We start from the raw sequence: 25,858 nt of genomic DNA on the forward strand, positions 1-25,858 counted from the left end.
ACCCATGACCACCGCGAACACCCCCGTGCTCCACCCCGATCTCACCCCGGCCCAGCGTGACTGCCTGGACGCCCTGCCGCTGACCGGCAACCACGTCGTCAGCGGCCCACCCGGCAGCGGCAAGAGCCTGCTCGCCGCGCACCGCGCCGTCCACCTCGCCCTCACCGGCCGCCCCACCCTGCTGCTGTCCCGCTCCAACCTGCTGCGCCAGCTCCTGAACGGCATGGTCCAGGGCCTCACGGTCCCCGGCACACCGGTCGAGGCAGCCACCGTCCACGGCTGGGTTCTGCGCCACTTCGGATACGGCGCACCGCGCGTCCAGGACGGCTGGTTCGACTGGGCGGCCCTCACCCAACAGGCTGCCGCCGCCCTCGGCGAGAACAAGGCGGCCACCCCTCACCTCGTCGTCGACGAGGGCCAGGACCTGTCGGCGGGCTTCTACCGGATGGCCCGCCTCGCCGCCGCCTCCGTGACGGTCTTCGCCGACGAGTGCCAGCGCCTCACGGAAACGAACTCCACCCTCACCGAGATCACCGACGCCCTCGGCCGCTCCACGCGACGAGTCGAGATCGCCGGGAACCACCGCAACAGCCGCGAGATCGCCTCCCTCGCGGAGCACTTCCGCACGGGCGGTACCCGCCCCGAAATCCCCTTCCGCAGCGGGACGCTGCCCGTGGTCCGCCACTATTCCGGCACCAAGGACCTCGCCGACGACATCGTCGGCCTGGCGGCCCGGCACCCGCGGGACCGCATCGGCGTCATCGTCAACTCCCTGCGCACGGCTGCCGACCTGATGCGCCGCCTGGAACGCGCCGGCCTCGCCCACGAACCCCAGCTCTACAGCTCGGCAGCCTCCTCCGGCCGCTATCGCGACCTCGACCTCGCCCGCCCCGGGGTCGTCCTCGTCCACCGCGCCAGCGCCAAGGGCCTCGACTTCGACACCGTCGTCATCGCAGACGCGGAAACCGACTCCGCCACCGACCCCACGGCGGCGACCCTGTGCATGGCGTACTACGTCATGATCACCCGTGCACGGGAGCGGCTGGTGCTGGGCTGGCAGGGGAGTCGGCTGCCGCGGCATCTGGAGGGGCTGCACGGGTGGGTGCACGTGCGGTGATGGCGCGACTGAGGCTACGAGCATGCTGGAAGACAAGGGGAGACGATGACTGACGACCGCAAGACGACCGTGCCCGTGTGGACGCTGGCGACCGCTGACGTCCGGGTGCCAGCGTTGACCGCGGGCGAGTCGATGACGGCTGAGCGTCTGGCTGAACTGCGCGGAGTGCTGGCCGTCCTGGCCGACGAGCCGATTGCCACACTTGAGGTACATCCGCTGCCCGACAGGATCGACCGCGGCCGTGGCATCCCGCTCGACGCCGCGAGTCCCTTGGCGCAGCACCTGTCCCAGTTCATCACTCAATCGACGCGAAGTTCCCTTACGGCGGCCAGAGCGACCGCTTCCGGCGAGAATCTGTATCGCATGGTGGTCCCGGCGAAGGTCGCCGCCCAGTTGGGGCAGGGCATCGTTCGCCCGATGGCGTCGAAGGCGGCGGCCGGTGGCATTCGTGGTCCGCTCGTGGACACAGCGGGCAAAATCGCCGGCGGTGCGACGTTCGTGCCGGTCGGAGGAGCGGCGGCGGGCACGGCCGGCGGGGCCGGTGCGACCGCCGGTGCCGTGGCCGCCGGCGGCACGGCGCTCACCGTGGCCGCTCCGCTCGTGCTCATGGCCGTGGCGGTGGGCGTGAGCGCGCACGCCGACCACAAGCGCCAGCAGGCCATCGAAAACATCACGGAACTGCTGGAGCAACTTCAGCAGGACAAGCTCGACGACGAGCACAGTGCACTCAACGGCTGCCGTGCCGCCATCGACAAGGCCACGGCCATCCTGCTCGACCAGGGCAAGCTCGGTGTCTCGCTGGGACTCGACTCGGCGGTGCACACCATCGACACGGCGCTGAGCAAAGCCGACATCCGCCTCGCCCGATGGCAGAGCGCGCTCGACAGACTCCCCGAGGGCGAGGCCGTCGAACTCGGCACGCTGACCAAGTCGTTCCCCGGCGTCGACGACCATGGAGGCACGTTTCGCACCCACCTCGAACTCGCTTCCCTGGCCATCGCGCTGATGCGGCGGGTCGTCGTCCTCCAGGCCGTCGAGCACGCCCAGAGCGAGCCTGGCAATCCGTTCGAGAACTTCACCCGCGCACTCAAGCGCGATCAGCAGCGCCTCGACGAGCTGGAGTCGGGTATCGCCGGTGTCCTGGTACGCCTGTCGGCACTGGAACTGGCCCGCCCGAACGGCAAGCGGCTCGTCTTCACGACCGGTGAAGTCGATCGCCTCATGAGCGCGGCCCACCGGATTCACCAGCTGGCCGACGGTGTCACGGTCAACAACCGCACGACAGACGTGGCGATTGAGATCGCCCGCGACAAGGACGGCTCGGTGGTCGTGTTCCCTGCGCTGCCCGTGTAGGCGTGGGTGTGCTCGCGCTCTGCGCCCCACTGGGACCCGCGCCCCGCACCGGAAGTGTCCAGGGGCTGGGCCCATCGACGCATGCGGTGCAGGGCCGAATGCGCCCTGCACCCGTGCCGCATCCCGCAGCCTGTCACCGCTTCGACGGCAGTACGCTCCCGGTGGTGGGCGTGCTCACCTCCGCGAACTCGCCACGGCCCTGTTCGGCGAGCCGCCCCAGGCGTACGAGCTGGGTGTCCTGGGCAGCCTGGTCGCCGCGTTCCACGGCGCTGCGCAGGGCGTCCCGGGCGGCCAGGACCTCCCTGCGCAGGGTTGCCGGGTAGGCATCCTGTTCGGCGAGGCGGATGGTGAGGAGCGAGGAACGGACCGCCGGGTCGAGTGAGCTCAGGAGCTCCTCGGCCCGCTCCGTGGCGGCCCGCATCGCGTCGGCGTTCATGGCCCTGCGCGCGTCCATGACAGCTTCCGCGGTTTTCCGCAGGTCCTCCAGGAGCGGCGGCGGCAGCAGCCCACGTCCGCCCCGGGCGGCGATCGTCGCCCGGGCGAAGACACTTCGGGCCCGTGTGCAGGTCTCCAGGGTGTCGCGGGCCGAGTCCAGCAGTCCGTCCAGGGAACGGCCCATTGCCTCCCCCTGGCTGAGGGCCGCCAGATCTGCCATGACCTCGGTGAGGGCGTCACGCTCGGCGGGTGTGGCCTCCTGGCCCCAGTTGCGGAGGAAATCGGTGTAGCGGTCGTGGAGTTCAGCCGCCTTTCGGCCGACAGTCGTGGAGACCATGCTGCGCCGCAGCCGGGCACCGCGCCAGTCGCCGGAGCCGATGCGGTACTTCAGTTCGACGGTCCGGTCGGAGTCGAGCCGCACCTGAAGGTCGAGCGATACGTCCCCCCGGAGTCCGTCCGTCCGGTGGTCGGCGAAGCCGCCGCAGAACTCGTTGCGCTGAGCCGAGCCCAGGTGCGGCCCCTCCCAGACCTGGAACCGTACTGATCTGCCGTTGCCGCCGTGCACCACGAGGTCGTCCACCGGGCGCCATTCGGTCGGGTAGGGCGTACCGCTGGGGAAGAGGAGCTCCACGGTGCCGTCAGCGAGCTCGAGTCCGAGGCGCTGTGCCGTGACCTGTTCGGCGGGGGCGGTGCCGAAGTCACCGCCGCAGAGCGAGCAGGCGCTGAGGCCGGTGGCGTTGACCATCCCGCAGTCGGGGCATTTCAGGCCGCCCGCGTCGAGCGGCGCGTCGCAGTCGAGGCACACGGTCGCGGAGGCGGGGTTGTCGGCCCGGCCGCATTCCGGGCACTCCGTGCGGGTGGCCGTCGGAGCGGTCGCGCGCAGCCCGGAGAGGTCCGTGGCACACACGGGACAGGCGGCAGTGAGCTCGGGGGCGGGGACGTGGCAGGTCGGGCAGTCCACCGTGGCCGTGCCGAGCAGCGGGGTGGCACAGCCCGGGCAGGCGTCGGCGGTGACGGGAATGCCCTCGACGGTGCAGGTCTCGGCGGGACAGTCGAGGGTGCTGAGGAGACCGGCCTCGACGGCGGCGCCCTGGGCGACGGCCATCATGGGATCGACCGTGTGCGCCACCCTTTCCTTGCCGAAGAGGTCCTCCAGGTCGTGTCGGACGGCCGGGATGAAGGTGGAGCCGCCGACGAGGAGGACGCGCTGGACGTCCTCCGGCAGCGTGTCGCCTTCCTTCAGCACCGACTCGACCGTCTCCCGCATCCGGCGCAGATGCTCGGTGAGGAGCCCTTCGAAGACCGTGCGCCGCACCGCACCGGACCAGGATCCTCCCTGCCTCCCGAGTGGGGCGAGGATCACCTCGGAGACGTCCCGCGAGGACAGTTCGATCTTCGCGCGCTCGGCGGCGGCCCGGATCCGGAAGGCGTCCAGTTCGCCGCTGTGGTCGCGTCCGTCGAGTTGCTCGCGCAGGTGCCGGTCCAGCAGCGCGTCGAAGTCGGAGCCGCCGAGGAGGTTGTCTCCGCCCAGTTCGCTCACCGAGAAGTAACCCGGACCGATCGTCAGCAGCGACACGTCGAAGGTGCCGCCGCCCAGATCGAAGACGAGCACGGTGGCGTAGTCCGTGGTGCCGTTCTCCCTGGTTCTGACGCCGAAGGCGTGCGCGGCGGCGGTCGGTTCCTCCACGATGCGCGCCACGTGGAAACCGGCCAGTCGTCCCGCCTCACGCACCGCGTGTCTCTGCGGCTCGGCGAAGTGCGCCGGCACCGTGATCACCGCACGCCGGAACGGCACCCCCGCGGTGCTCTCCGCGTCTTCCCTCAGCCGGCGCAGCAGGATGGCGGAGACCTGCACCGGGGAGAGGTAGTGCTCGCCGAGCCGGATCTCCACCGAACCGTCGGCGCTCGCCCGGACGGGAGGCGCATCGTGAGGCCGTGCCTTCAGCGCCTGCTGTACGAGTTCGTCGTCCCAGCGCCGCCCGATCAGCCGCTTGACCTCAGTGATCACAGAACTGGAATCGGCAACACGCCAGTTGAGGGCTTCCTGCCCGAACAGCAGGGCACCGTGGGAGTCAATGCCGAGGGCCGAGGGGGTGACCTTGTCCCCATGCCGGTTGGGCAGGACGACGGGAGCGCCGCCGTGCAGCCAGGCCGTGACGGAGTTGGTGGTGCCGAGGTCGATGCCGAGAGTCCGGTGCATGGAAGGTTGCTTCCTGATGGTCGTGGGGCGTCGGATATAGGGGGGAGAGGGGCCGTGCGGCCGTCGGGTCAGGTGCGACGGGAGCGACGTCTCCGCCCGGCCGAGGACTTGCGCGGGAGCTTGCGCTGGGAGCGGGTGGTACGTCGTGGCTGTGCCCGCCTGCCGCCACCCGGGGGCACCTCGGACGCCGCCGGATCGGGACTGTCCTCGGCTGCCGGAACCGCCTCGGATCCCGGTGCGGGGCCCGGCACCGCGACGACCACCTGCGCGACCCGCAGGGTGGACGCGCCCAGGCGGAAGCCGGTGACCCTCTCCCTCAGCACCGTACCGGCCGGGGCGGAGGGGTGCGCCTGCGTCCCGACGACGCGCATCTCCGCCGGATCGACGGTCCTGCCCACCGCATCCATCGGCCTGACGTCGTGCCGGGCGAACTCACTGCGCAGCATCAGGTGCGCCGCGTCGATCTGCTCGCTCAGCGCGAGGGCGGCCGAGGTCGCCTCGCGGGCGGATCGCGCCCCGTACAGGGCGCCGGTCCGGCGGCGCGTGTCGGCGAGCAGGTCGTCCAGCGGCAGCAGGGAGCTCAGCAGGGCTTGCAGCCGGGACTCGGCCTCGTCGCGTTTGCGGGACAGCGCCTCGACCCGGCGCCGTAGTTTGTCGAGTTCGGACGGCGGGCCGGTGGGAGTGGCCGGGGCGGGACCGTTCACGGAAGTTCCTCGGGGTCGTTGCGGGGCAGGGGCGGGGTCAGCATTTCGGCGACGAGGGAGCCGACGGCGCCGCGGGAGGCACGGTCGGCCCGGCGGATGAGCTCCTGCTTGACCGGGTCCTGCCGGGCCGCGGCGAGGGCCTGGCCCACCTGCCTGCGGAGAATCGGGGGTCGGATGCCCGGCGCGGCGCCCGGGACGAGTTCGTGCAGCGTGGGGCCGAACCAGGGAATCGGTGGTGCTTCGACGCCCTCTGCTTCCTCGGCTGCCGGGGTGGGCTTGTCGACGGTCAAAAGAGAGCTCCCTGTCCCGAGTCGTGGCGGGGGTGTCGGCGGCTTCGGGGGACGGGGCCGAACAGCAGGCGCTGGGCAGGCAGTCCGGCGCCGATCCGTTCCGCGCACGCGCGGTCGTGCTGCGCTCCGCCGAGGTCGCCCTGCTCCTCGCGTGCCTCGGCGCGGCGAAGATAGGCGGCTTCCACAGTCTGGTCGAAGCGCGCGCTGACACCGGTCCGCATCCGGTCCTGCAGGAACAGCTCGATGACGTCCGACGGTGACGCCGTGGACTCGAGGTGCTCGGCGAGGTCGAGCACCGCCGCGTCGCGTTCCTCCCTGACGTGGCCGCGGTCCGGACCCGCGATGCCCGCAGCCGTGCTCAGCAGGTCGACGCGGCGTTCCATCCCGGCGCGAGTGCTCTCGGCTTCGGCGGTCCGGGCCGCGTCGATCAGGAGGTCGACGAGCATGTTGTCGACGCTTTCCTTCCCGTAGGGGCCCTCGCCGCCGTCGTAATAGATCATGCTGCGCACGGCGGAGCGCGCTGTTGCCGTACGTCCGTCGGAGGCGGCGACGACGGCCTGCTCGGCGTAATGGTTCCTCAGCCACTCCCGGGCCGACGCACAGTCCGGATCGCGCTGCAGCAGGTCCAGCACCGCGACTGCGCGGATCCTCTCCCGAGGCTCCGCCCCGTCGAGTGCCCGGCGCAGGTCCGCCCTCAGATGGTCGTCGAGGCCGGTCCTGGCGTCCATGTCACCGGGAGACACGACCAGGGCCCGCGCGAAGCGGTACCTGCTCTGCCGAGGGTCGCTGCCCAAGACCTTCTGCCCCTGCCGCACCAGCTCGGCGGTGAGCTCGGCGGCCAGCGAGCCGTCCTCGGGCAGCAGCGCATGTGCCACCTCCAGGCCCTGGATACGTGTGACGGGGGAGTAGTCGCGCCCGGTGCGGCTCCGCCCGACGTTCTTCCCCGCGCGCTGGACGGCCGCCCGCTCTCCGGAGCCGAGGGTGCGCCCGAGCCGCGCCGCCGTACTGAAGTCCGCGAGCGCCTCGCTCCACTCCCCGGCCCGCACCCGGCTCTGGCCCCGTTCCGCGAGGGCCTGGGCCAGAACGTCGGCGCACGCGCGGTGGTCGGGCGAATCCGCGGTCCAGGTAGTGGGGTCGGGGTGGCGGGCGGAGTAGGCGTCGAGGAGGGCGTCACCGCGGTCGCGGCTCACGAGATGGCGGGCGGCGTCTTCGAGCGGAATCAGGCAGTCGGGGCCGGTGTTCTCGAGGAGGACCGCGAGAACGGCGCGCTCGGTCTCCCAGGCCGTTTCCCAGGCGGCGAGGGCGTCCCGGCCGGCCCGGACGTCCAGGGCGCGCAGCAGGTCGGTGATGCGCCCGAGCAGATGACTGTGGGCCTCCTCCCAGAGTTCGTCGGGCACGGGAGCGCCGCGCCGCTCGGTGAGCAGTGCGCGGAAGTCGCCCGGGTCGTCCTCGTCCAGGAGATGCGCCCACAGCACGATGGCGAGCGCGGCAGTGCCGAACTCGGTGTGCCGTCCGCCCTCTTCGCTCAGCCGGCGGAGGGCCCCCACCGCGAGGGCGTGCACGACCCCCGTCGCAGCCAGGTCCAGATCACTGTCGGGACACCGCCGGACCGCCTCCGGCCAGTTCCCCACCCGTGCGGCCAGGGCGGCGCGGAGTACGGCGTACCGTACCGCCGCCTCGTGGGTGTCGGCTGTGCCGAACTCGGCCTGAAAACGCTGGAGAAGCGGTCGTACGACGCCGAACTCGGCGCGCAGGAAAGCGTGTTCAGCAGCGTCGAGCAGGCGGCCGGCCGTGACGGTTCCGCCGGGCTCGCCAGTGTCGTCGACCTGCACGGCTTATTGCCCCCCTGAGCCCCTTACGCATCAACAGTCACCGTAGATAAGCGTGTTGGCGACGTCAACGCGCTATCGGATGGAGTGGGTGGTTTCGACCTGCCTGCCGTCACTCCGGGGCGTCTGCAGAGACTCCCATGGGTGTCACCCTCCGCTGCGGTACTCCTGCCAGGTGTCGGGCAACTCTGTCTGGTCGAAGGGAGGCAGTCCGTCACCGAACTTCCGGAGGCGATCCCACGTGGCTTTCAAGGCGGCCAGGTCCGGGAAGCAGTCGGCGTGAACGGCGTAGTGCATGACGTCCTCGACGGTGAAGCAGTCGAGTCCGTAACGGGCGGCCATGCGCTGTCCGTCTCGATCGTCCATGCCGACATATACGGTTCGCCCGCGCTCCGCGAGGTATGAGCCGTGAGCGACGACGACACACTCACCCAGGTGCTGCCGTTGCTCGTGAGCGCTCTCGAAGTCGCTGTCACGGATCTCGCTGAACCGGTCGATCAGGTCGGGGTCGCTGGATATGAGAGTCAGCTCGGGCAGGACGTTGATCCGGGGGCTGCGCTCGACCGCCGCCCAGCGCCTGCGCAGGCCCGGGAACTTGAGGTCCTTGCCTTTGACTTCCTCGCAGACCTCGTGAGGAACATGGATCTGCCAGCCTGCGAAGTCCAGCGCCCTCAGCAGAACGTCGACCAGGTTCGCGCCGGCGAAGTGCACGCAGACCACCGCGTCGAGGATGGAGACAGCGGGTTCGGGGTTGTTCTCGGACTCCCCGGTTTCGTTCGCCCTGACGTTCACGCCCGTGGTGGCTCCTCGTCGTTCCGGCGCGGGTGCCCTCGGCGAGCAGCTGCCATCGACCGTGCATTGATCCGTCGGGGCTCCGGAGGCGCAGGCGGCCGGATACCGGCCTTCTCCAGCTGGGTTTCGGCTTCCTGAGGTTCCATGCACAGCAGGCGGGCCAGCGGCTTCAGACCGATGGAACCGGCTTCGTACGCCCTGACCGCACGTTCGAGGATCCGACGCGGCGGACTGATCTGCTGCGCGGCCTTGACCTCGGCCTCGTACTCGGGCCCCCAGCCGAAACGCCAGGCGGCCTCCCGGTTGGTGGGGAGAGTGTCCTGGCAGTCCGAGGGCAGGCCGATGCCGAGCTTCGTGCACTGGATGCGGGCAACGGAGAGCGAGACGCGGTAATGCCGTGCGACTTGGGCGAGGCGCCGCAGCGGGTCCACGCTGCCGTCCTTCGTCGTCGGCTCGCAGTTCGTCGCTGTGCGCTCCCACTCCTGGCGGACCCCTTCCAGGGGCGCCAGGAAATGCCGGGCGAACGCGTCGCACCGGATCTCTTGTGGGGAGCGGCCGCCGCGCAGGTGGTCGACGACGACTCCGTCGTCGAGGACGACGTGGCCGAGCTCGTGCGCGTAGGAGAAGCGCTGCCGTTCGGGTACGTCGCAGATGTTGACGAGTGCGACGGCCACTCCTCGGGCGGGGTCTTGGGCGGAGATACCGCTGATGGTGCTTGGTATCGAAACCGCACCGGCGTCGAGGCGGGTGGCGGTCTCGAGCAGTTCGGGAAGGTCCACGAGTGGCGCGAGGCCCAGACCGAGCCGTGTGCGCAGAGCTGCTGCGGCGGCCATCCCCTCACTCTCGGCGTCGGTGACAGGGGCCGATCGACTCGATGGGTGAGGTGACGGGGTGCACGCCCGATGGGGGGTACTGGATTCCGTCAGCCGGTCATCGAGGGCCAGGAGATCGACGACCAGCCGTCTCGCCTCGTCCAAATCCTCCTGGGTGGCCTCCCGCGCTGTTCGCGGAGCGACGCGGACTCGGTCGGCGACCGGGTTTCCACGGAGGAGGTACCGCACGGGCACGTCCAGCGCCCGCGCGATCCGGTCCAGCTCTGTGACACTCAGTGCTGCTCGGGCGCCCTGCTCGATCCTGTGCAGCGTGGGTTGGCTGAGCCCGGCCTGTTCTGCCAGATCACGCTGGTTGAGACCCGCGCGTGCCCGCTCCTGCCGGATGTGCCGGCCTACCTCTTCCAGTTCTTCCAGCTTCATGACTGCCCCCGCGCTCGTCCTTGAATCAAGGATTCTACCGTTGATTCACGCACGCTGCCAGAAGGGGCGCGTCGGCCTAGGCGTTGCGGTTCCCCTGGTCCGGAGCGCGCTGCGCCGGCTTCTCCCCGGCCGACGCGGTCACGCTTCGACGACCGGCCTGGAGAGCACCGCTCGGACGGTCTTGCCGCTGGGCGGGTAGGGGACGCAGTCCCAGTGGTCGGCGAGGGCGGTGACGAGTGACAGGCCGCGTCCGCCGGGGCGGAGCGCATCGGGTGAGTCGGCGCCCGTCACGATCTGTGGGTAGAGGTCCCCGCGGGCGTCGGTGACCTCCATGTGGAGGCGGTCGACCGGTGGGTGAAGACGAGGGCCAGTCGAAAGCTGCGACCGGGCAGGCGGCCGTGGAGTACGGCGTTCGCCGCAAGCTCGGCGACGACGATTTCGGCACGCTCCGTGAGGTCCTGCGGGGCTGCCCCAGGACTGGAGTTGGCTCACGGTAAGCAGCCGGGCGAGCCGAGCGCCGCGCCGCGCGGAGGAGAGGAGTTGTGTGAAGGTGTGCGGTGAGGCGGTGAGTTGGGGAGCGGGTTGGTTCATAGCGCCAGCGTGGCGTTCGTGGTGGCCCGTTGCGAGCTCCGGACCGCGTACGCGGAGTCAGCGTACGAGCACAATGAGTGGACAGTACGCGCGCCGACCCGTCACGCTGTGTGCCGAACGTGTGCGGGCCCGAGCGGCTGGAGAGAGGGGCGGCGGATGGACATCGGCGAAGGGGAGGCGGCCACGGGCGTGGGCGACCGGACGGTTCCGGCGGGGGAGTGGGAGCGGGAACCCCATCCGTCGGACAGTCTGCGTACGTTCGGCGCGGTCGTCCAGGCCTTACGGGAGCACGCGGGGCTCAGCCGTAGTGAGTTCGCCGACATCGTCGGGTACTCCAAGCACACGGTGGCGTCGGTGGAGTTGGGCCGACGGATGCCGGACGAGGCGTTCGTCGAGCGCGGGGAGGAGGCAACCGGAAACACCGGTGCGCTGCGCAAGGCCGCTCGCCATCTCACCCGGGGCGAGGCGGGACTCGCGGCCTGGTTCCGGCGGTGGGTGCGGCTGGAGCGCGATGCGGTGAGTCTGTGTACGTACGAGTGCCGGTTGGTGCCGGGGCTGTTGCAGTCGGAGGCGTATGCGCGGGCACTCTTCGAGAACCGGATCCCGCTGCTGACGGATGAGCAGCTGGAGGCTCAGGTTGAGGCGAGGATGGAGCGGCAGCAGATGCTGTACGAGCGTCCGACAGTTCCGTTCCACTTCATCGTTGAGGAAGCAGTCCTGCGGCGGAGGCTGGGCGGTGCCGAGGTACGGCGCGAGCAACTAAACCACGTTCTGGAGCACACGTTGCCTCGCAACGTGACGTTGCAGATCATGCCGCTGGAAGCCGAGTACCACTCGTGCATGGATGGGCCGCTGCGCCTACTGGAGACCCCAGAAGGGCGTCGACTCGCATACTCGGAGGGCCAAGAGAGCGGGCGGCTGATTGGCGACTCGAAAGAGGTGAGAGTTCTCCAGCAGCGCTATGACACACTGCGGTCGCAGGCCCTGCACCCCAAAGATTCCAGGGCCTTGCTGGAGCGACTGCGAGGAGAGACATGAGCACGACGGAACTCGCCTGGTTCAAGTCAAGCTATAGCGGTAGCTCGGGCGACGACTGTGTGGAGGTCGCCGTCACCGAGCAGGCCATCCACGTACGGGACTCCAAGGATCTGGCCCGCCCGCCCTTCGCCGTGGGCCGCGAGGGCTGGGCGCCCTTCGTGAGGTTCGTGTCGGGCGCCTCGGAGGTGTAGCCGAGCGCGGCACGGTTGATGTGGCGGTCGCCGAGGTCGGGAGTCGGCTTCGGCGCGGCCTTCGATGGCGCGGGTTTCGCGGCCGACTTCTTGCCGCCTGCTCGCGCCCCGTTAATTGCCTTCGCTTTCGCGGCCTTCTTGGCGGCCGGTGTGCCGCGTGCCTCGAACTTCTTCCGCAACAGCGAGAGTTGCTCGCGTTCTTGGACTGTCTGGTCGGCGGGCAGCGCGTTGACCAGGGCGCGGGCCCGGCTGAGCATGTAGCGCGCCTGGGCCCAGCGCTTGGCGTTGATCGCCGTGCGTATCAGGCCGAGGGTTAGCTGCAACGCCTTGAGCTTCGCCGCCTGTCGCCGGGGCATCGGGAACTCGGCCCCGCTGCCGCGGCGTTGCCGGGCGGCACGCGTGCCCCAGTCCGCGCCCGACGTCAGGACAACGGTTGAGCGCGGGTTGCTGGTCTGGCTTCGACGTACCACGGGGTGCTTGTTCCTTCGGGGAGGTGTGCGGGGTCAGCTGTGGCGGGGGCCCTGGCCGGGGGGCGGGGTGAGGATGGAATGGTAGGTGCCGGACTCGCCCTCGGTGAGCGGGTTCTCCAGGGTGAGGCCGGCGGCGGCCATGCGGTCGTATTCGGCGAGGATCAGGTTCTTGGTGCGGTACTCGCCGTGCGCCTTCATGTCGTTGTCGCGGGTGACGTTGAAGGTGTCCAGGATGTAGGCCGTGTCGTCGCGCGTGATGCCGTAGAGGTGGAAGAAGAGAGCGTCCAGTTCGGCGCGGATGACGGCACGGCGGTCCGGGTCCCAGCGGAATGGGGTGCCGGTGTCGAGGAGGTCGCGGGCGAACGGAGACATGTCGTTTGACGTGTAGGTGAGTTCGAGGATGCGAGGAATGATAAAGGTGGAATGTGGGGTTACTTGACTCGGAGACAAGACGGGAAACTGCTCAACGTAGTTGAATGAGAGGTTGGTTCCGCCGACCTTTTGCCGAACGCCATAATCGCACACCATGGAGGACAGGATTGCACCCAAGAGGGGTGCATTGCTAGCTACACGAGGAAGCGCAAGAGGGAAGGAGTGCTGAAATCCATATCGGGGCGCAGTAGAGACAATCATGGTGCGTTCGTCTGAGGCGCGACCAATGTTCCGCCACCCGAGGAGCCATTCCCGGTTCCAGCCCTTGGCAGCCAGGCGGCTGCGGACGCCCTGCTCCATGATGGGCGTGCCGTTCTTGTCGACTTCGCCGGTCGAAACATCCTGCTCTGGCACCCAGTAGCGAGGCATGGGTACGACGGAGGCGTCCTCGTGCTGTTCCACGGTGAAACGAGGAAGAGTCCCCTTGTTGAGCTGCTTCTCCGTGGCGTTCTCGTATGTGGAGAAGCGGTGGTCGTAGTGGTGGAGCATCTTCGCCTCGTACAGCGGGAGCAGACGCTCCTCGCCGCGGACGAGCACGCTGCCTTCGAGTGTCCACCCGGCCTTGACGAGGTCGTCGAACGTCTCGTTGTCCTGTGCGGCGGGACGGAACAGGTAAGAGTCGGTCGACATGTGGAACATGGTCATGAACGAGATGCCCCAGGGGTTGCCGCCTGCTCCCTTCGTCTCGTTAATCAGGACCGGCACCCGGCGGTAGATGCCCAGAGCGATGTCTGCGTCTCGCTTGCTGCTGAACACGGGGCAGGTACCCGTGTTCGGGTTCATGGTCAGGATGTCTTCGGCTGTCAGCAGGTAGCTTCGCTCGATGATCTGCTCAGGCTGCCGAACCTTGAATACCATCCGGATTGGTTCACTAAGAGTGCCGGAGCCGCGCAGCATGAATAGGCAAAAGCGCAGTTGATTGTGGACCTCAGGGAAGACCTTGTCCTCATTCTCGAAATCGTAGAGGGCAACGAGCTGCCCCTTCGTGACGATGTCCTTGAGGAAGAACTGTGTTGTTGCGTCCGTAGCGATTCCCGACGGCACAATCATGCCCGTCCGTCCGCGCGGTCCCGTCAGCGTGCGGTTCGTCTCCGTAAAGACGGCGTACGTGTTGATACGGCCTCGACCAGTGAGCGGATAGCGGTCGCTGCCACGGAGGAAGTGACTCTCCCCTTCCGCACGCCGCTTGGCAGCCTCGAACTCGGCATACAGGAGCCCGCCATCGCGGTCGTCGCGCAGCTCGGCGATGAGGCGCTTCCGTGCAGCGGAGTTCTTGGCCCCGGCGATGCGCGGGTCCCGCTGGGCGAAGAACTCATGCTCCACCATCTCGACCCGCTCCCACGGCGGATTCCCCACCACCGCATCGAACCCCCCAGCCCAGCCCGTACCCCGCTGAACCCCAACCCCCGACTCCGGAACAGAGAAAACCTCCGGAAACTCCAAGTGCCAGTGGAAGAAGCTGTACTGATCCCGAAGCCGCAGAATCTCCTCATGCGTGCTGTCCGGCACCGCAGACTGGTCACGCCCCCGCAGCGCCCGAAACACCTGGTCCGTCGGCGCCTCCGGCGCACCCTCATGCTTCGGCCACACAAACGCAGCGCACCACGCGTCGGCGGCATGCAGGTCGTGCACATACGCGGTCGACTCCACATAGGCCTGGTAGGCAGACTCCTGCGCCCGCACCTGCTTCAGGGAGTTGGCCGGGGCAGCAGTGATCCGGGCCAGCTCAGCGGCGTACCGCTCGTTCCCCGGCAGGGGCTCCGCGTCGAATAGAAGCTCGTCCTGCCCACCCCGCTGGGCCTTGTTCCGCTTGACGAGTCCGGCCGCGTACTTCCGGTCGTCCCCCTCGATCGGCTTGAAGGCGTCGTCCGGAACCCCGTCCGCGAGCAGCTTCGGTGTCGCCCCGATCAAGCCGTTCCCGTGCTTGACATGGGCGTCCAGGAACCCGAGCGGCTTCCCCGGTTCCATGGCCTCGATCCACAGCGAGACCTTGGCCAGCTCCACAGCCATCGGGTTGAGGTCGACACCGTAGATGCAGCGCGCGACGACCTCGTGCAACGCATGCCGCATCGCATCGACCGTCGGCTCAGGGTTGCGCTCCCGCACGGAGGCCACACGCTTGGCGATGCGACGGGCCGAAGCAACCAGGAAGTGCCCGGACCCACAAGCCGGGTCGCACACCGTAAGGGACAGCAGCTCATCGACGATGTCGTCGGCCGGGTCGGGATGACCGGCCGCGGTGGCCCGCTGCTCACCACGCTTCACAGCGTCGTCTATGACCGGGTCGAGCGTCGTGTCCAGCAGGCACTCGATGAGCGAGGACGGGGTGTAGTAACTCCCCGTCGTCTTACGACTGTTACCCGCCACCTCGATCAACTCGAACGAGCGGTCCGTCGCCGAGTGCTTCGGCTCCAGCTCCAGCAGGGACTCGTACACCGAGCCCAGTTCCTCGGCGTCCAGATGCCGGTAGTCGACCGCCCGCCAGCGCCGCGCGCCCGGGTCGCGGACCTGCGCGAGGTGCCGTACAGCCGCGAGCAGCGACTCGTTGGACAGCTTCAGGCCGTCCAGCGGCGCATCGGCCTCCTTGTGCGAGAACAGCCCACCGAGGCCCGGCAGCCCCAGCTCCGGACGGCCACCCTCCGTACCCAGAGCGTCCAGAACGATGCGCAGAGCCTCGTACTGATCACCATGCGCCGTGCCCTGCCGCCGCCGTGCCCGCTCACGCAACCGCGCCGAGGAGAAGTACCGCTCGTACGCCTCCCGTTGCCGCTCCCCGGCCTCCGGGTCGAGCAGCGCCCCGCGGTCCTCGGCGACGAAGACGAACAGCAGACGGTAGACGAGCCGCAGCAGAGCATCCCGTAGGGCCTTCGGATCGACGTCCTCCCGCAGCCGGACGTTTTCCGGATGCCGAAGGAACCCGGTACCAAGCACCGTCAGCGCGTTCTGCACGCCCAGCCGCAGCTGATCCAACGCCCGCGCCCCTGAAGTGACAGCCTCCGCACGCCACTTCTCCAGCCAGCACCCCGCAGGCGCCGCCCCCTCCGCCACCGTGAACCGCGACGCGTGCAGCAGGCTGTACAGCAGCACGAACTCGCTGAACAGCTCACCGTCGAACAGGGCCTCCAGGTCGAATTCGACGTAGGCGGCCGTGGAGAAGGACGACGAGTCGCGCAGCAGGCGCAGGCGGCGGCCGTTGGTCAGGACCGCCCACAGGTGGGCCTCGGTGCGGTTGAGGCAGTCCTGGAGCATGGACTGGGCCGGGACCTGGCCGGCCGCCGGGCGCTTGTCCAGCTCCTGGTTCCAGGGGATCAGGTGGACCAGCGCCGGGCCGTGGCGGTGGGAGACCGGGAACCGCTTCTCCGGGTCCGAGTCGGCCGGGATGCCCGCCGCGCCGACCTCGGTCAGCGCGCCGAAGTCCAGCTTGCGGAAGAGCTGGGCGAGCCAGTCTGTGCCGGCCCGGCCGGTCGGGTCGGCGGCGGGCGCCCCCGTCTTCGGGTCCGAGGGCAGGGCCGTGCGCAGCTCGCGCCAGAGCGGCTTGAGGTACTCCCAGGCGCGCTCGGCCTCGTCCCGCACCGGCACCGAGGCGGGCAGGCCGTAGTCGGCGGGCTTGGTGCCCGGCAGGTTCCGGGCCTCGGCGATGCGCAGCAGCATGTCGGCGGGGAGCAGGCCGCCGACCGTGGTGACGGCGGTGAAGGCCAGGGCGGTGCGGGTGGCGGCGGACATCAGGCTTCGGCTCCCGACGAGATGGAAACGGGCTGCTGCGGCAGGTAGACGTACACGCCGAGGACGTCGGCGGGCTCCTGCGGGACGACCTTCAGACCGCGGACGATCTCCTCGTTGGCCTTGCGCACGCGGCGGTGCGAGGCGTCGAGTTCGGCGGCCAGGCGGGTGCCGTACTCGGTGAGGTGCGCGGACAGGTCTGGCAGGCCGTCGAGGGCACGGGTGATCTGGTTGCGGGCGAGCTGCTCGTGGGTGTTGGCGGCGGCACGGGCCGCCAGGAGGGCGGCTGCCGCGTCGTCGTCCAGCCAGCGGGCGCGCGACGGCATCCCCTCGTAGGCGAGCAGCCGGGCGTCCTCCGCGACCAGCTGCCGCTCGCCGGTGCGGGACGGCAGTGTGAGGTGGAAGCGGTAGCGGACAAGGAGGAGCGTGGTGCGGATCGTCACCGCGTCCGTCGTGACCACACCGCAGCGGCGGGCGGGGCGAGGGCCCGGGGTGTTCGCGTCGAGCGCCGAGTCCAGGACGTACGAGGCGATGGCGCCGATCGCCGGGTCGGTGCGGACCAGCGCAACCTCGCCGCGGGCGATCGCCGGTGTCGTACGGAACGGGATCTCCCGGTCCTCCTCGATCAGCCGTCCGCCGAGGGTCGCGGCGAGCGCGTCACGCAATCCGGCCGGGGCGCCGCCGGCCTGGGCGGTGAAGTCGCCGGTGCCGTCAGGCGGTTCGCGGACCAGCGCGTCCAGGTCACGCAGTGCCTCCAGGGCGAAACCGCGCACCTCGTCGGCGCCGCCGAGTGCGGCCCGTACGGCGGTGACCTCTCGGGCCACCTCCTCCGGGTGGATGGCGCGCTGGGCGTACTTGGAGCGGGAGGTCTTCTCCCGCTCGGCGGCCGAGTTCCACTCGCGCTCGACGCGGTCGAAGGACTCCTGGTGGCCGTCGAGGTCGAACAGGCTCTCCTGGCTGCCCTGCCGTCCGTGCAGCAGCAGCCACTCCACGACAGCGTCGGTGACGCCGGAGGCGGTCTCGTCGGGGACGGAGACGGAGATGCCCAGGTCCTTCTTGATCTGTCGGTGCTTCTTGAACAGCACCTCCAGGACCTTGCCGTCGATGCCGTTGTCCTCGCCGTACATGGTGATGACACGGACCTGGTCGCGCTTCTGGCCGTAGCGGTCGACGCGGCCCTCCCGCTGGTCGTGGCGGGTGGGGTTCCAGGCGAGGTCGTAGTGGACTACGGCGTCGAAGTGGTGCTGGAGGTTGACGCCCTCGGAGAGGCAGTCCGTGGCGATCAGCACGCGGCGGACGGCCGGGTCGCCGGCCTCCTCGCCCGATGCGTCGGACTCGGCGGCTAGCTGCTCGATGCGCTCCAGACGCTGCTGCGGGGAGAGGGTGCCGGTCACCGCGGCGATCTTCGTCCTCTTGCCGAGCTTGCCCTCCAGCTGCGTGGCCAGGTACTCGGCGGTGGGGATGTAACGGCAGAAGACGATCGGGTGATACCCGTCGGCGATCAGGCCCTTCAGATGCCGGGTGAGCGCCTTCAGCTTCGCGTCCTCGGCCGGACCGACCAACTGTGCGGCCCGCTCGGCGAGTTCGAGCAGCCGGGCACCCGCCTCCTCCGACTCGGCGGCGCCCGGCGCGACGTCCATGCCCTCCAGCCGGTCGTTCTCGGCGGAGTCGGCCGCCACCGGGGCGCCCAGCGCGTCCGCCTCCTGCGCGGTGCGAGCGGTGGCGGACTCCGAACGGGTCTTCAGGGTCTGTGCGGCGGCGGCCGGTGAGGACACCATCGAGCGCAGCAGCGCGATCACCGACCACCAGGCGATACGGGCCTCCCGCTTGCCCTGCTCGCCGGCCGCCGTCACGCGGTCCCGTGCGTAAGCGATGGCGTCGTCGAGCAGCGCCCGGTAGGCGGGCGTCAGCTTGTACGGCTCGTCCTTGGTCCAGCGGTCGGACGGGAAGGCGGTCCGCTCGGCCAGGGAGTCGTCGGCGAGGCCGTCCTCCTTGGTGAGGTAGTCGCGGACGTCGGCGCGCTTGCGGGCCACAAAGTGCTCGGCGAGCTTCGCACGCCCCGCCGGGGACTCCAGGTCCAGCGTGGCGAGTTCGGGACGCACCAGGCCGAGCAGGTTGCGGAACGCGGACTCCTTGCCGGAGTGCGGGGTCGCGGTCAGCAGGAGCAGGTGCCGGTCGGCCTTGGCGGAGATCCTGCGCAGCAGCTCGTACCGGAGTTGGTTCGCGGCGGACGACGCGCCGCCCTGCGCGGTGTCGTCGGCCGCCACGCAGGCGTGGGCCTCGTCGACGATCACCAGGTCCGGGCAGTGCCGTACGAAGTCCTCGCGGTGGCGGGTGGACTTGATGAAGTCCGTCGAGATGATCGTGCAGGGGTGCTTGTCGAACAGGGACTGGCCCAGCTCCAGACCGCGTTCGAGGCGCGACACCGTGGAGGCCAGGACCAGTTCGGCGTCGATGGAGAACTTCTCCCGCAGCTCGCCCTGCCACTGCTCGGCCAGGGCGGGGGAGCAGAGCACTGCCAGCCGGGTCGCCTCGCCCTGGGCCAGCAGCTCCTTGGCGATCAGACCCGCCTCGACCGTCTTGCCGATGCCCACGTCGTCCGAGATCAGCAGCCGCACTGTGCGCTGCCGCAGCGCCATCAGCAGCGGGACCAGCTGGTAGGCCCTTGGCTCCACCGCGATCGACGCCAGCGAGCGGAACGGGCCCGCTCCTGAGCGGAACCCGATGCGCAGCGCCGTACGCAGCAGACCGGCGGCCCGCTGGTCGCCCAGGTCGGCCGGGCTCGGCGCCGCGAACTCGGCCGGACGCACCTCCTCGAAGGTGGGGAACACGGCCGCGATGTCGTCCTCGCTCCCGCCCAGGGGGCGCAGCACCAGCATGTCGGGGGCGCTCTCGGGCAGCACCACCCATTCCCGGCCACGGGCGGCGACCAAGGAGCCGGCTGTGTACGTGAGGCTCATGAGATGTCTCAGTTCCTAGAGGTCGAGAGGGGCGGCGAGGCGATCAACGGAGGTGGAAGTAGGCGGCGTTGTGGTTCACGATGGCGTCCCAGTCCGCCTCCGCCGGGAAGCGCAGGACGTCCCAGCCGGCCTCCTCCAGGCGATACCCCGCCTCGACGTCACGGGTGGAGTCGGGCGAGTGGCCGGGGGCGTCCACGAACACGGCGAGGTTGGCGCCGTCCAGGCGGAAGACGAGGTCGGGGCAGGCCCCGGCCTCCGGGACGAGGACTTCCACCTCGTCCGGCAGCCGATAGCCCTTCGCCCGCAGCCAGCCCAACAGATCACCCCGCGCGACCAGGTCCGCGAGGTCCGCCTCCACCGGGGTCGGCGAGGCCCCCGGGGCCAGCCTGCGGAACCGCTCGCTGCGGGACTCGCCGCGGCCCTCCCGCTCGGTACAGGAGTTGGCCAGCCGTACCAGCAGCGGCTTGGCAGCGTGCCGACTCAGCTGACGGTGGTGGGTCTGGTTGGCGTACGTCAGCAGACAGGCGTAGCAGCCGCGGGCGCACTTCTCGCCGTCCGCCGGTCCGCCCTCGTCCTCGCCGGTCTCCGGGTCGAAGTGGCAGATGTCCAGGGCGGTTTTGGCGGCCTTGGCGAGAGCGTGCTTGTCGTGCTGGATCCGGCGCAGCACACCGGCACCGCCCTCGGCGGCCTCCGTGAACAGCATGCGGCGGCGCGGCCCCTCGTCCGGCGGCAGCAGCTCCGCGGTCAGTTCGGAGTCCTCCAGCTCGAACGCCGCCTCGATGCCCCGCTCCAGCGCGTACAGGAACGACAGCGCCACCGGCTCGGGCAGCGGCTCCTCCAGGGTGACCACGAGGATGTTGCGGCGGTCCTCCACGAAGGGCAGCACCCGCTTCTTGCGGCGCTTCTCGTTGCCGTCCTCGTCGACCACCGGCATGCCGGTGCCCTCGATGGCGTCCGCGGCTGCCCGGTCGTTGAGCCAGCGGCCGTCGCCCAGGTCCAGCCAGTAGCCGTCCGGCTCGCCCTCCTTGTCGCGGACGCGGCCGAGGTTGGTGATGCGCACGGTCGCCGAGTCGCCGTAGTCCAGGTCGAGAACGGGTGCCCCGCCGGCGTCGGTGACATGCGAGGTGAGGCGTCCCTTGCGGGCGCCGTGGTCCTGGAACGCGTACGAGGTCTCCAGGCGGAAACCGGCCCGGCGGCGCTCCTCCTCGTCGGAGGAGATCCGCTCGCGCGGTGTGGTGTACACCGTGTGCAGGTGGAGCAGGCCGGTGCGCTTGCCGCGCAGCTCCTCGCCGCACATCGTGCACTTGTCGGAGCCGGGCTTGACGACGTAGTGGTAGCCGCAGCCGTCGCAGCGCCTGGCCTCAGCCGTCGCCAGCTCGCCCGAGGCGTCCGGCGGCAGCTGAACCCGGGTGACCTGGTAGCGGGCGCCCTCGTGGTAGATGAGCGCGCCGGGGCCGAACTCGCGGATCGCGAGGAACCGGGGACGCTGGAGATAGTCGCCGTCGGCGTTGCGACGGTTGCCGGAGCGCGGGATGTAGGCGGCCAGCGGCAGCCGCGGGAAGCTGTAGCCCGGCAGGAACCCCTCGGACGCCAGATAGCGGTACGGATTGAAGTCGCTCATCACCGACTTGCTGTCGGTGGAGCGGTTCAGCAGCAGGTTCGTCTGTGTCTCGGCCTCCCGGCGGCGAGAGCGCGCCCGGCTCTGCTCGCCCGGGGAGAGAGTGTGGTCGACGACGCGCTTGTTCTGCTCGTACTGGTCGATGACGGCCGCCCGGAACAGGTCCCGCCACCGGTCGAAGGCGGCGTTGAACTCATCCGGAGCCCGCTCGATCCGGTCCTCGATCCACTCGTCGTACCACCAAGTCGTCGACTCGAAGTCCGCGATCAGCGGGGCGAGGACGGTACGGGCGGTGGCGGCCGCGCGTCTGCGGGCGTCCTCGTCCAGGGACCGGTTGAGGATGTCGGAACGGAGCGGCAGCGGCATCTGCGGATCGGGGCGGTCGTTGCCCTCGGGATCGTAGGTGACGTCGATGACCTCCGGGATCGCGGTGCCGAGCTTCATCTCGGTCTCCGCCAGCCAGATGCCCTGGAGATGCGAGCGGACCAGATCCTCGTTGGCCAGGTCGAGCCGCGGCGGGGCCACCTGTCCCGACACCATGTCCTGGGAGCGGCGGAAGTAGTACTGGTCGTGGCTGTTGCCCGTGGCGCAGTACGTCGTCACCAGCGCAGGCTGGCCCGAACGGCCGGCCCGACCCGAGCGCTGCGCGTAGTTCGCCGGGGTCGGCGGCACATTGCGCATCAGCACGGCGTTGAGCGAGGAGATGTCCACGCCCAGCTCCATCGTCGGCGAGCAGTACAGCAGGGGCAGTTTGGCCTCCCGGAACTGCTCCTCCCGCTCCAGCCGGTCCTCCGGAAGGACCTGAGCGGTGTGCTCCCGCGCGAACAGACCGGCCAGCTCGGCGGCCGCGGTCCGGTACAGGTCTCGGAAGAACGGGTTGACGCGCGGGCCCTCCCCGCTGCTGTAGGTGCGCGCGAGTGGGTCGACCGCGCCGCGTTCACCGTTCCCTGCGCGCCAGATCAGGTGGGCGGCGGACACCCGGTAGCCGGTGCGCTTCTGCGCCGCACGGCGACGGTAGGCCGGGCCGGAGGACTCGGGGGTCGCGTCCACCTCGCGCACCAGGTCGGCGTCGCGCAACACCTTCAGCAGGTCTTCGATGACGGACTGAACGTCGTCCAGGCTCACGGACGCCTCGCGCAGCTCGGGCATGTTGCGCCGCAGGTACTTGCCGAACTTGCCGCGGGCCGACAGGAACAGCGCGGTGCGCTCCATTCCCGGTCGTGAGCCGTACGGGTAGGCGGTTCCGACGGCCGGCCGGTCACTCTCGCTCAGCACCCACGCCCCGGTCAGCCGCTCCTCGCTCGCCCGCTGAAGGGTGTCGAAGTCGTCGCGGAAGTACTGCACGTCGATGGCGAGGGCCCGACGCATGAAGTCGAGCAGCGTACGGGCGATCTCCTCGCGCAGCGCCGGATCGGCGTCGCGCAGCACGGCGTGCGCGGACTGCCAGCGCTCGTCGTTGGCGGCGAGCCAGTCCAGATCCTCGTAGTCGATCCGCAGCAGTCCCGTCTGCTCCAGGTTCGGCATCGTGATGCGCCAGCCACGCTCCAGGTCGCGGTAGAGGCGGTATCCGACGACGTCCCGGAAGGCTTTGACGGCCCGGCGCTCCATAGCGGGAGTCAGGTCCGCGCCGTCGGTGTACTCGCGGGGGGTCAGGCCCATCACCTCGGTGACGGCCTCGGCGAGGTCGTCGTGGCCCAGCCCCTCCTCACCGGCCCGCACCGCGGCCTGGTAGAGGGCGCCACGCAATTGGGTCACCTGAGCGAAGTCGTTGAAGTGCCCGGCCTGGAGCGAGGCGTCCTGCCGGTTGTCGACGAAGGTGAGGAGCTTGCGCGCTTCCTTGCTGAGGCTCTCCTCCGGCACCGCCCGCAGGGACTTCACGATCGATGCGGAGATCAGCGACGTCGCCGAGGAACGGCCCTCCTGGTCCAAGGTGGCCAGCTTGGCGAAGTCCCGGCCGCGGGTCTGCTCGTAGGAGACCTGGCAGTGCACGCAGAACAGGAACGGTGCCGGGACGAACGCCGCCACGAGCCCCTCGCCCGCCTCGTTTCCGTAGGCGTCCACGAGGACACGCTTGGGCAGCCGCGGTCTGTAGGACTTCTTGACGACCGTCACGCCCTGCGCGTCCGGCTCCAGCCACGACTCCGGCAACCGTCTGTCGTCCACGGCCTTCTGCGGATCGGCCGGCCACTCGTAGTCCTCGCCGGGCATGCCCAGGTACAGGTAGCCCTCGCCCGCGCGGCCCCCGGAGGCGGAGGTGTCCCGGCGCGGCTCGTACCGGAACGCGCCGCCGTCCTCGGTGCGCCAGACCGTCAGGTACTCCTGGCCGCACTCACGGCAGAACGCCAGCGGGAACAGCGGCTTGCCATCGCTGTCCGGCTGCTCCAGCTGGTAGGTGCGGGTCAGCGGCCGGGTGAGCGGATCCTCGAGCGTCGTGTAGACGGTGTCGCCCTTGGAGAGGAACTGGTGCAGCCGGAACGCGAACAGCGGCCGCTCCGTCACCGGGTGTTTGGCCTGCGCGCCCGCCTCCAGGGTCGTGCGGATCGCCTCACGCACGCTCTCCTCGGGCACCCCGGACTCTTCGGCCAGCTCGGCCGCCGCCTCCTCGACGGTGCCCGGAGGGCAGCGGCGCAACCGCCCCGTACCCTCTTCCTCCTCCAGACCGAACCGGGACTCCACCCAGCGAGCCAGGGGATCCTTCGTCAACGCCTCGTACGAGCGGGGCGCCGCCGGCACCCGCAGCCGCTCGGCGGGCACGGACTCGGGGGCCTCCCCGGTCGCCCGGACCAGGGTCTCCCCGATGACCCGCTTCGGCAGCACCGTCGTACCGAACAACCGGCCCGCGACCCTGGCCACCTCACGCTGCTGGTCCTCCCAGGACCCCTCGGTGGACATGGTCGCCGAGGTGCCGATGCACTGCAGCGTCGTGGACGCGCGACAGGCCTCACGCACCCGGCGGATCAGGAACGCCACGTCCGCGCCCTGCCGGCCCCGGTAGGTGTGCAGCTCGTCGAAGACGAGGAACTGGAGCCCCTCGGCCATGCGGATCAGGCTGGACCGGTCGTCCGGCCGGGTCAGCATCAGCTCCAGCATCACGTAGTTGGTCAGCAGGATGTCCGGAGGGTTCTTGCGCAGCTGCCGGCGGTCCTCGTCGGACTCCTGGCCGGTGTAGCGGGCGAAGGTGACCGGCTCGCGCCCCTTCCCGAAACCGTGGCGCAGGTACTTCTCCAGCTCCCCCAGCTGCGAGTTGGCCAGCGCGTTCATCGGGTAGACGACGATCGCGCGCACCCGGCCGCCGGCGCCCGGCCCCGCCGCCTGACGCTCCTTCAGTACGTGGTTCACGATCGGGACGATGTACGACAGGGACTTGCCGGAACCGGTGCCGGTCGTGAGCACATAGGAGTCGCCTGCCTGCGCGGCCTCGATCGCCTGCCGCTGGTGGAGGTGGAACGTCAGCGGCCGGCCGTCCGGGCGCTGCGAGGTCTCCTTCTTGTCGGCCTGGAAGATCTCCGCGCACTTCGGGTGCAGCACTCCGTCGCGCACGAGGTCGGTGACCTGCCCGCCGTCGGCGAAGAACGGATTCAGCGACAGCCACGGGTCGGGCCATTGCGACTTCGCCGCCAGATCTTCCTCGACGAAGTTGTCGATCCGGGCGTCCCGGATCACCGTCGCGCTCTTGGTGAAGTTCTTGTACTCGCTGATCAGGTCGGCATGGATGCCGAAGACGTCCATCGCCTCGGGCAGGCGCGGCTCCCTGCGCGGCACGGGTGCGGGGGCGGCCGTGACAGGCTCGGGGAGCAGGGCACGCAGCTGTGCCACCGGGTCCATCACCTGCCAGTGCGGAGCCAGCAAAGCGGCCGTGTCGTCCGGCGCGAGCGCGAGCGGGACCAGCGCCTCACGGACCAGGGCGGCGTTCTCGGGCCGCAGTTCGGAGTCCTTCTCCAGAAGCCGGTCCACCAGCCGGACCAGTTCGGCAGGCAGGTCCGGGCGCACCAGAGTGAGCCGCGGTGGCTTCTCGTGCTGGTGCTGTTCGGAGAGTTCGTAGGGGGTTCTGGCGGAGAACGGCGGCCGCCCTATCAGCAGCTCGTACAGGATGCAGCCGAGTGCGTAGAGGTCGGCCGACGCGGAGACCCGTTCGGCACGGAACTGTTCGGGCGCCATATAGCGAGCCGTGCCGACGCTGACGCCCGTGCTGGTCAGACGGGTCTGGTCGGGATCGTCGACGACCGAACCCATGCCGAAGTCGAGGACCTTTATGGTGCCGTCGCGGGTCAGCATCGCATTGGCCGGCTTCAGATCGCGGTGGACGACCCCGGCGGTGTGTGCGGCGGCGAGACCGGCGGCGAGCTGCGCCCCGATGGCGGCGACCCAGGAGACCGGCAGCTGAGGCTCCTCGTCGATGAGGTCAGCGAGCGGATGGCCGTCCAGCAACTCCATGGCCAGGTAGGGCAGGCCGCTGCCGCCCGGCGCAGTGTCCACGCCACCGGCGATCAGCAGGGTGAGGTTCGGGTGGCCCTGGGAGAGCATGCGCATGATCCGCACTTCGCGGCGGAAGCGGTCGATCTCCTTGCCGGACCCCGAGGCGTCGACGGCGACTCCGGTCCGGCTGCGCAACACGGTCTTGACGGCGACTTCCCGGTGCGGGGAGTTCGGGGTCGCCTGAAGGTCTTCGGCCCGGTGCACCTCGCCCATGTTCCCGCGGCCCAGGATCCCCACGATCCGGAACCGTCCGTCGACCGTCTCCAGGCGCACTTGCCCTCCCCGTTTCACCCGTCGCACACAAGGTGGGTACATTCCGTAGGGAGCGTATACCTTCACCTGTTGCGAGCATCACACGGTTCTGTTGACGTTGTCAACGCGTTGCCCTT

Annotated in this window: 14 protein-coding genes; 4 read left to right on the forward strand and 10 right to left on the reverse strand. The window is 69.9% G+C overall.

Annotated features, from left to right (window positions below):
- Positions 1–4 precede the first annotated feature (4 nt).
- On the forward strand, positions 5–1,117 hold the full coding sequence (locus tag SSP24_RS06635) for a DEAD/DEAH box helicase (protein ID WP_141307849.1): 1,113 nt from the start codon (positions 5–7) through the stop codon (positions 1,115–1,117).
- 45 nt (positions 1,118–1,162) lie between these two features.
- Complete coding sequence (locus SSP24_RS06640; protein ID WP_141307850.1) at positions 1,163–2,470, forward strand: hypothetical protein; 1,308 nt, start codon at positions 1,163–1,165, stop codon at positions 2,468–2,470.
- 133 nt (positions 2,471–2,603) lie between these two features.
- On the opposite strand, the gene SSP24_RS06645 is transcribed toward SSP24_RS06640, so the two are convergent.
- From SSP24_RS06645 to SSP24_RS45085, 7 genes are all read right to left on the reverse strand, one after another.
- On the reverse strand, positions 2,604–5,105 hold the full coding sequence (locus tag SSP24_RS06645; protein WP_141307851.1) for an Hsp70 family protein: 2,502 nt from the start codon (positions 5,103–5,105) through the stop codon (positions 2,604–2,606).
- A 68-nt stretch (positions 5,106–5,173) separates the two neighbouring features.
- On the reverse strand, positions 5,174–5,809 hold the full coding sequence (locus tag SSP24_RS42755) for a nucleotide exchange factor GrpE (RefSeq protein WP_167529529.1): 636 nt from the start codon (positions 5,807–5,809) through the stop codon (positions 5,174–5,176).
- Positions 5,806–6,099, reverse strand: coding sequence for a hypothetical protein (locus SSP24_RS42760; RefSeq protein WP_167529530.1), 294 nt, complete (start codon positions 6,097–6,099; stop codon positions 5,806–5,808). Before SSP24_RS42760 ends, SSP24_RS42755 begins: the two co-directional genes overlap by 4 nt.
- Entirely contained in the window at positions 6,096–7,931 is a 1,836-nt protein-coding gene (locus tag SSP24_RS42765) for a hypothetical protein (protein WP_167529531.1), read from the reverse strand. The genes SSP24_RS42760 and SSP24_RS42765 overlap by 4 nt, the downstream gene beginning before the upstream one ends.
- Before the next feature lie 144 nt (positions 7,932–8,075).
- Positions 8,076–8,720 (reverse strand): PIN domain-containing protein, encoded by a 645-nt coding sequence (locus SSP24_RS06655; RefSeq protein ID WP_141307853.1) that lies wholly within the window; start codon positions 8,718–8,720, stop codon positions 8,076–8,078.
- Positions 8,717–9,973, reverse strand: coding sequence for a helix-turn-helix domain-containing protein (locus SSP24_RS06660; RefSeq protein WP_141307854.1), 1,257 nt, complete (start codon positions 9,971–9,973; stop codon positions 8,717–8,719). Before SSP24_RS06660 ends, SSP24_RS06655 begins: the two co-directional genes overlap by 4 nt.
- A 138-nt stretch (positions 9,974–10,111) precedes the next feature.
- On the reverse strand, positions 10,112–10,306 hold the full coding sequence (locus SSP24_RS45085) for an ATP-binding protein (RefSeq protein WP_308439616.1): 195 nt from the start codon (positions 10,304–10,306) through the stop codon (positions 10,112–10,114).
- Positions 10,307–10,720: 414 nt separating this feature from the next.
- Between SSP24_RS45085 and SSP24_RS06670 the strand changes: the two genes are divergently transcribed.
- Both SSP24_RS06670 and SSP24_RS06675 read left to right on the forward strand, forming a co-directional pair.
- A complete protein-coding gene (locus SSP24_RS06670; protein WP_141307855.1) occupies positions 10,721–11,602 on the forward strand; it encodes a helix-turn-helix domain-containing protein in 882 nt (293 codons plus the stop codon).
- Positions 11,599–11,793: a DUF397 domain-containing protein gene (locus SSP24_RS06675; RefSeq protein ID WP_141307856.1), complete on the forward strand. Its 195-nt coding sequence runs from the start codon at positions 11,599–11,601 to the stop codon at positions 11,791–11,793. The genes SSP24_RS06670 and SSP24_RS06675 overlap by 4 nt, the downstream gene beginning before the upstream one ends.
- 503 nt (positions 11,794–12,296) lie before the next feature.
- On the opposite strand, the gene SSP24_RS06685 is transcribed toward SSP24_RS06675, so the two are convergent.
- The 3 genes from SSP24_RS06685 to SSP24_RS06695 are packed head-to-tail and all read right to left on the reverse strand — an operon-like array spanning position 12,297 to position 25,742.
- Positions 12,297–16,418 carry an Eco57I restriction-modification methylase domain-containing protein gene (locus SSP24_RS06685; protein WP_141307857.1) on the reverse strand — a complete coding sequence of 1,374 codons (4,122 nt, stop codon included), beginning with the start codon at positions 16,416–16,418 and terminating at the stop codon, positions 12,297–12,299.
- The gene (locus SSP24_RS06690; RefSeq protein ID WP_141307858.1) at positions 16,418–19,375 is read right to left on the reverse strand and encodes a DEAD/DEAH box helicase; all 2,958 of its coding nucleotides are present in this window, start codon (positions 19,373–19,375) and stop codon (positions 16,418–16,420) included. The genes SSP24_RS06685 and SSP24_RS06690 overlap by 1 nt, the downstream gene beginning before the upstream one ends.
- A 43-nt stretch (positions 19,376–19,418) precedes the next feature.
- Positions 19,419–25,742 carry a protein kinase domain-containing protein gene (locus tag SSP24_RS06695; protein ID WP_141307859.1) on the reverse strand — a complete coding sequence of 2,108 codons (6,324 nt, stop codon included), beginning with the start codon at positions 25,740–25,742 and terminating at the stop codon, positions 19,419–19,421.
- Positions 25,743–25,858: the final 116 nt, after the last annotated feature.

Source organism: Streptomyces spinoverrucosus, assembly GCF_006539505.1.
Lineage (GTDB): Bacteria > Actinomycetota > Actinomycetes > Streptomycetales > Streptomycetaceae > Streptomyces > Streptomyces spinoverrucosus.

Coding starts and splice junctions, on each gene's coding strand:
- SSP24_RS06635 (WP_141307849.1), top strand. CDS start 5: ATGACCACCGCGAACACCCCCGTGCTCCACCCCGATCTCACCCCGGCC.
- SSP24_RS06640 (WP_141307850.1), top strand. CDS start 1,163: ATGACTGACGACCGCAAGACGACCGTGCCCGTGTGGACGCTGGCGACC.
- SSP24_RS06645 (WP_141307851.1), bottom strand. CDS start 5,105: ATGCACCGGACTCTCGGCATCGACCTCGGCACCACCAACTCCGTCACG.
- SSP24_RS06660 (WP_141307854.1), bottom strand. CDS start 9,973: ATGAAGCTGGAAGAACTGGAAGAGGTAGGCCGGCACATCCGGCAGGAG.
- SSP24_RS45085 (WP_308439616.1), bottom strand. CDS start 10,306: ATGGAGGTCACCGACGCCCGCGGGGACCTCTACCCACAGATCGTGACG.
- SSP24_RS06670 (WP_141307855.1), top strand. CDS start 10,721: ATGGACATCGGCGAAGGGGAGGCGGCCACGGGCGTGGGCGACCGGACG.
- SSP24_RS06675 (WP_141307856.1), top strand. CDS start 11,599: ATGAGCACGACGGAACTCGCCTGGTTCAAGTCAAGCTATAGCGGTAGC.
- SSP24_RS06685 (WP_141307857.1), bottom strand. CDS start 16,418: ATGTCCGCCGCCACCCGCACCGCCCTGGCCTTCACCGCCGTCACCACG.
- SSP24_RS06690 (WP_141307858.1), bottom strand. CDS start 19,375: ATGAGCCTCACGTACACAGCCGGCTCCTTGGTCGCCGCCCGTGGCCGG.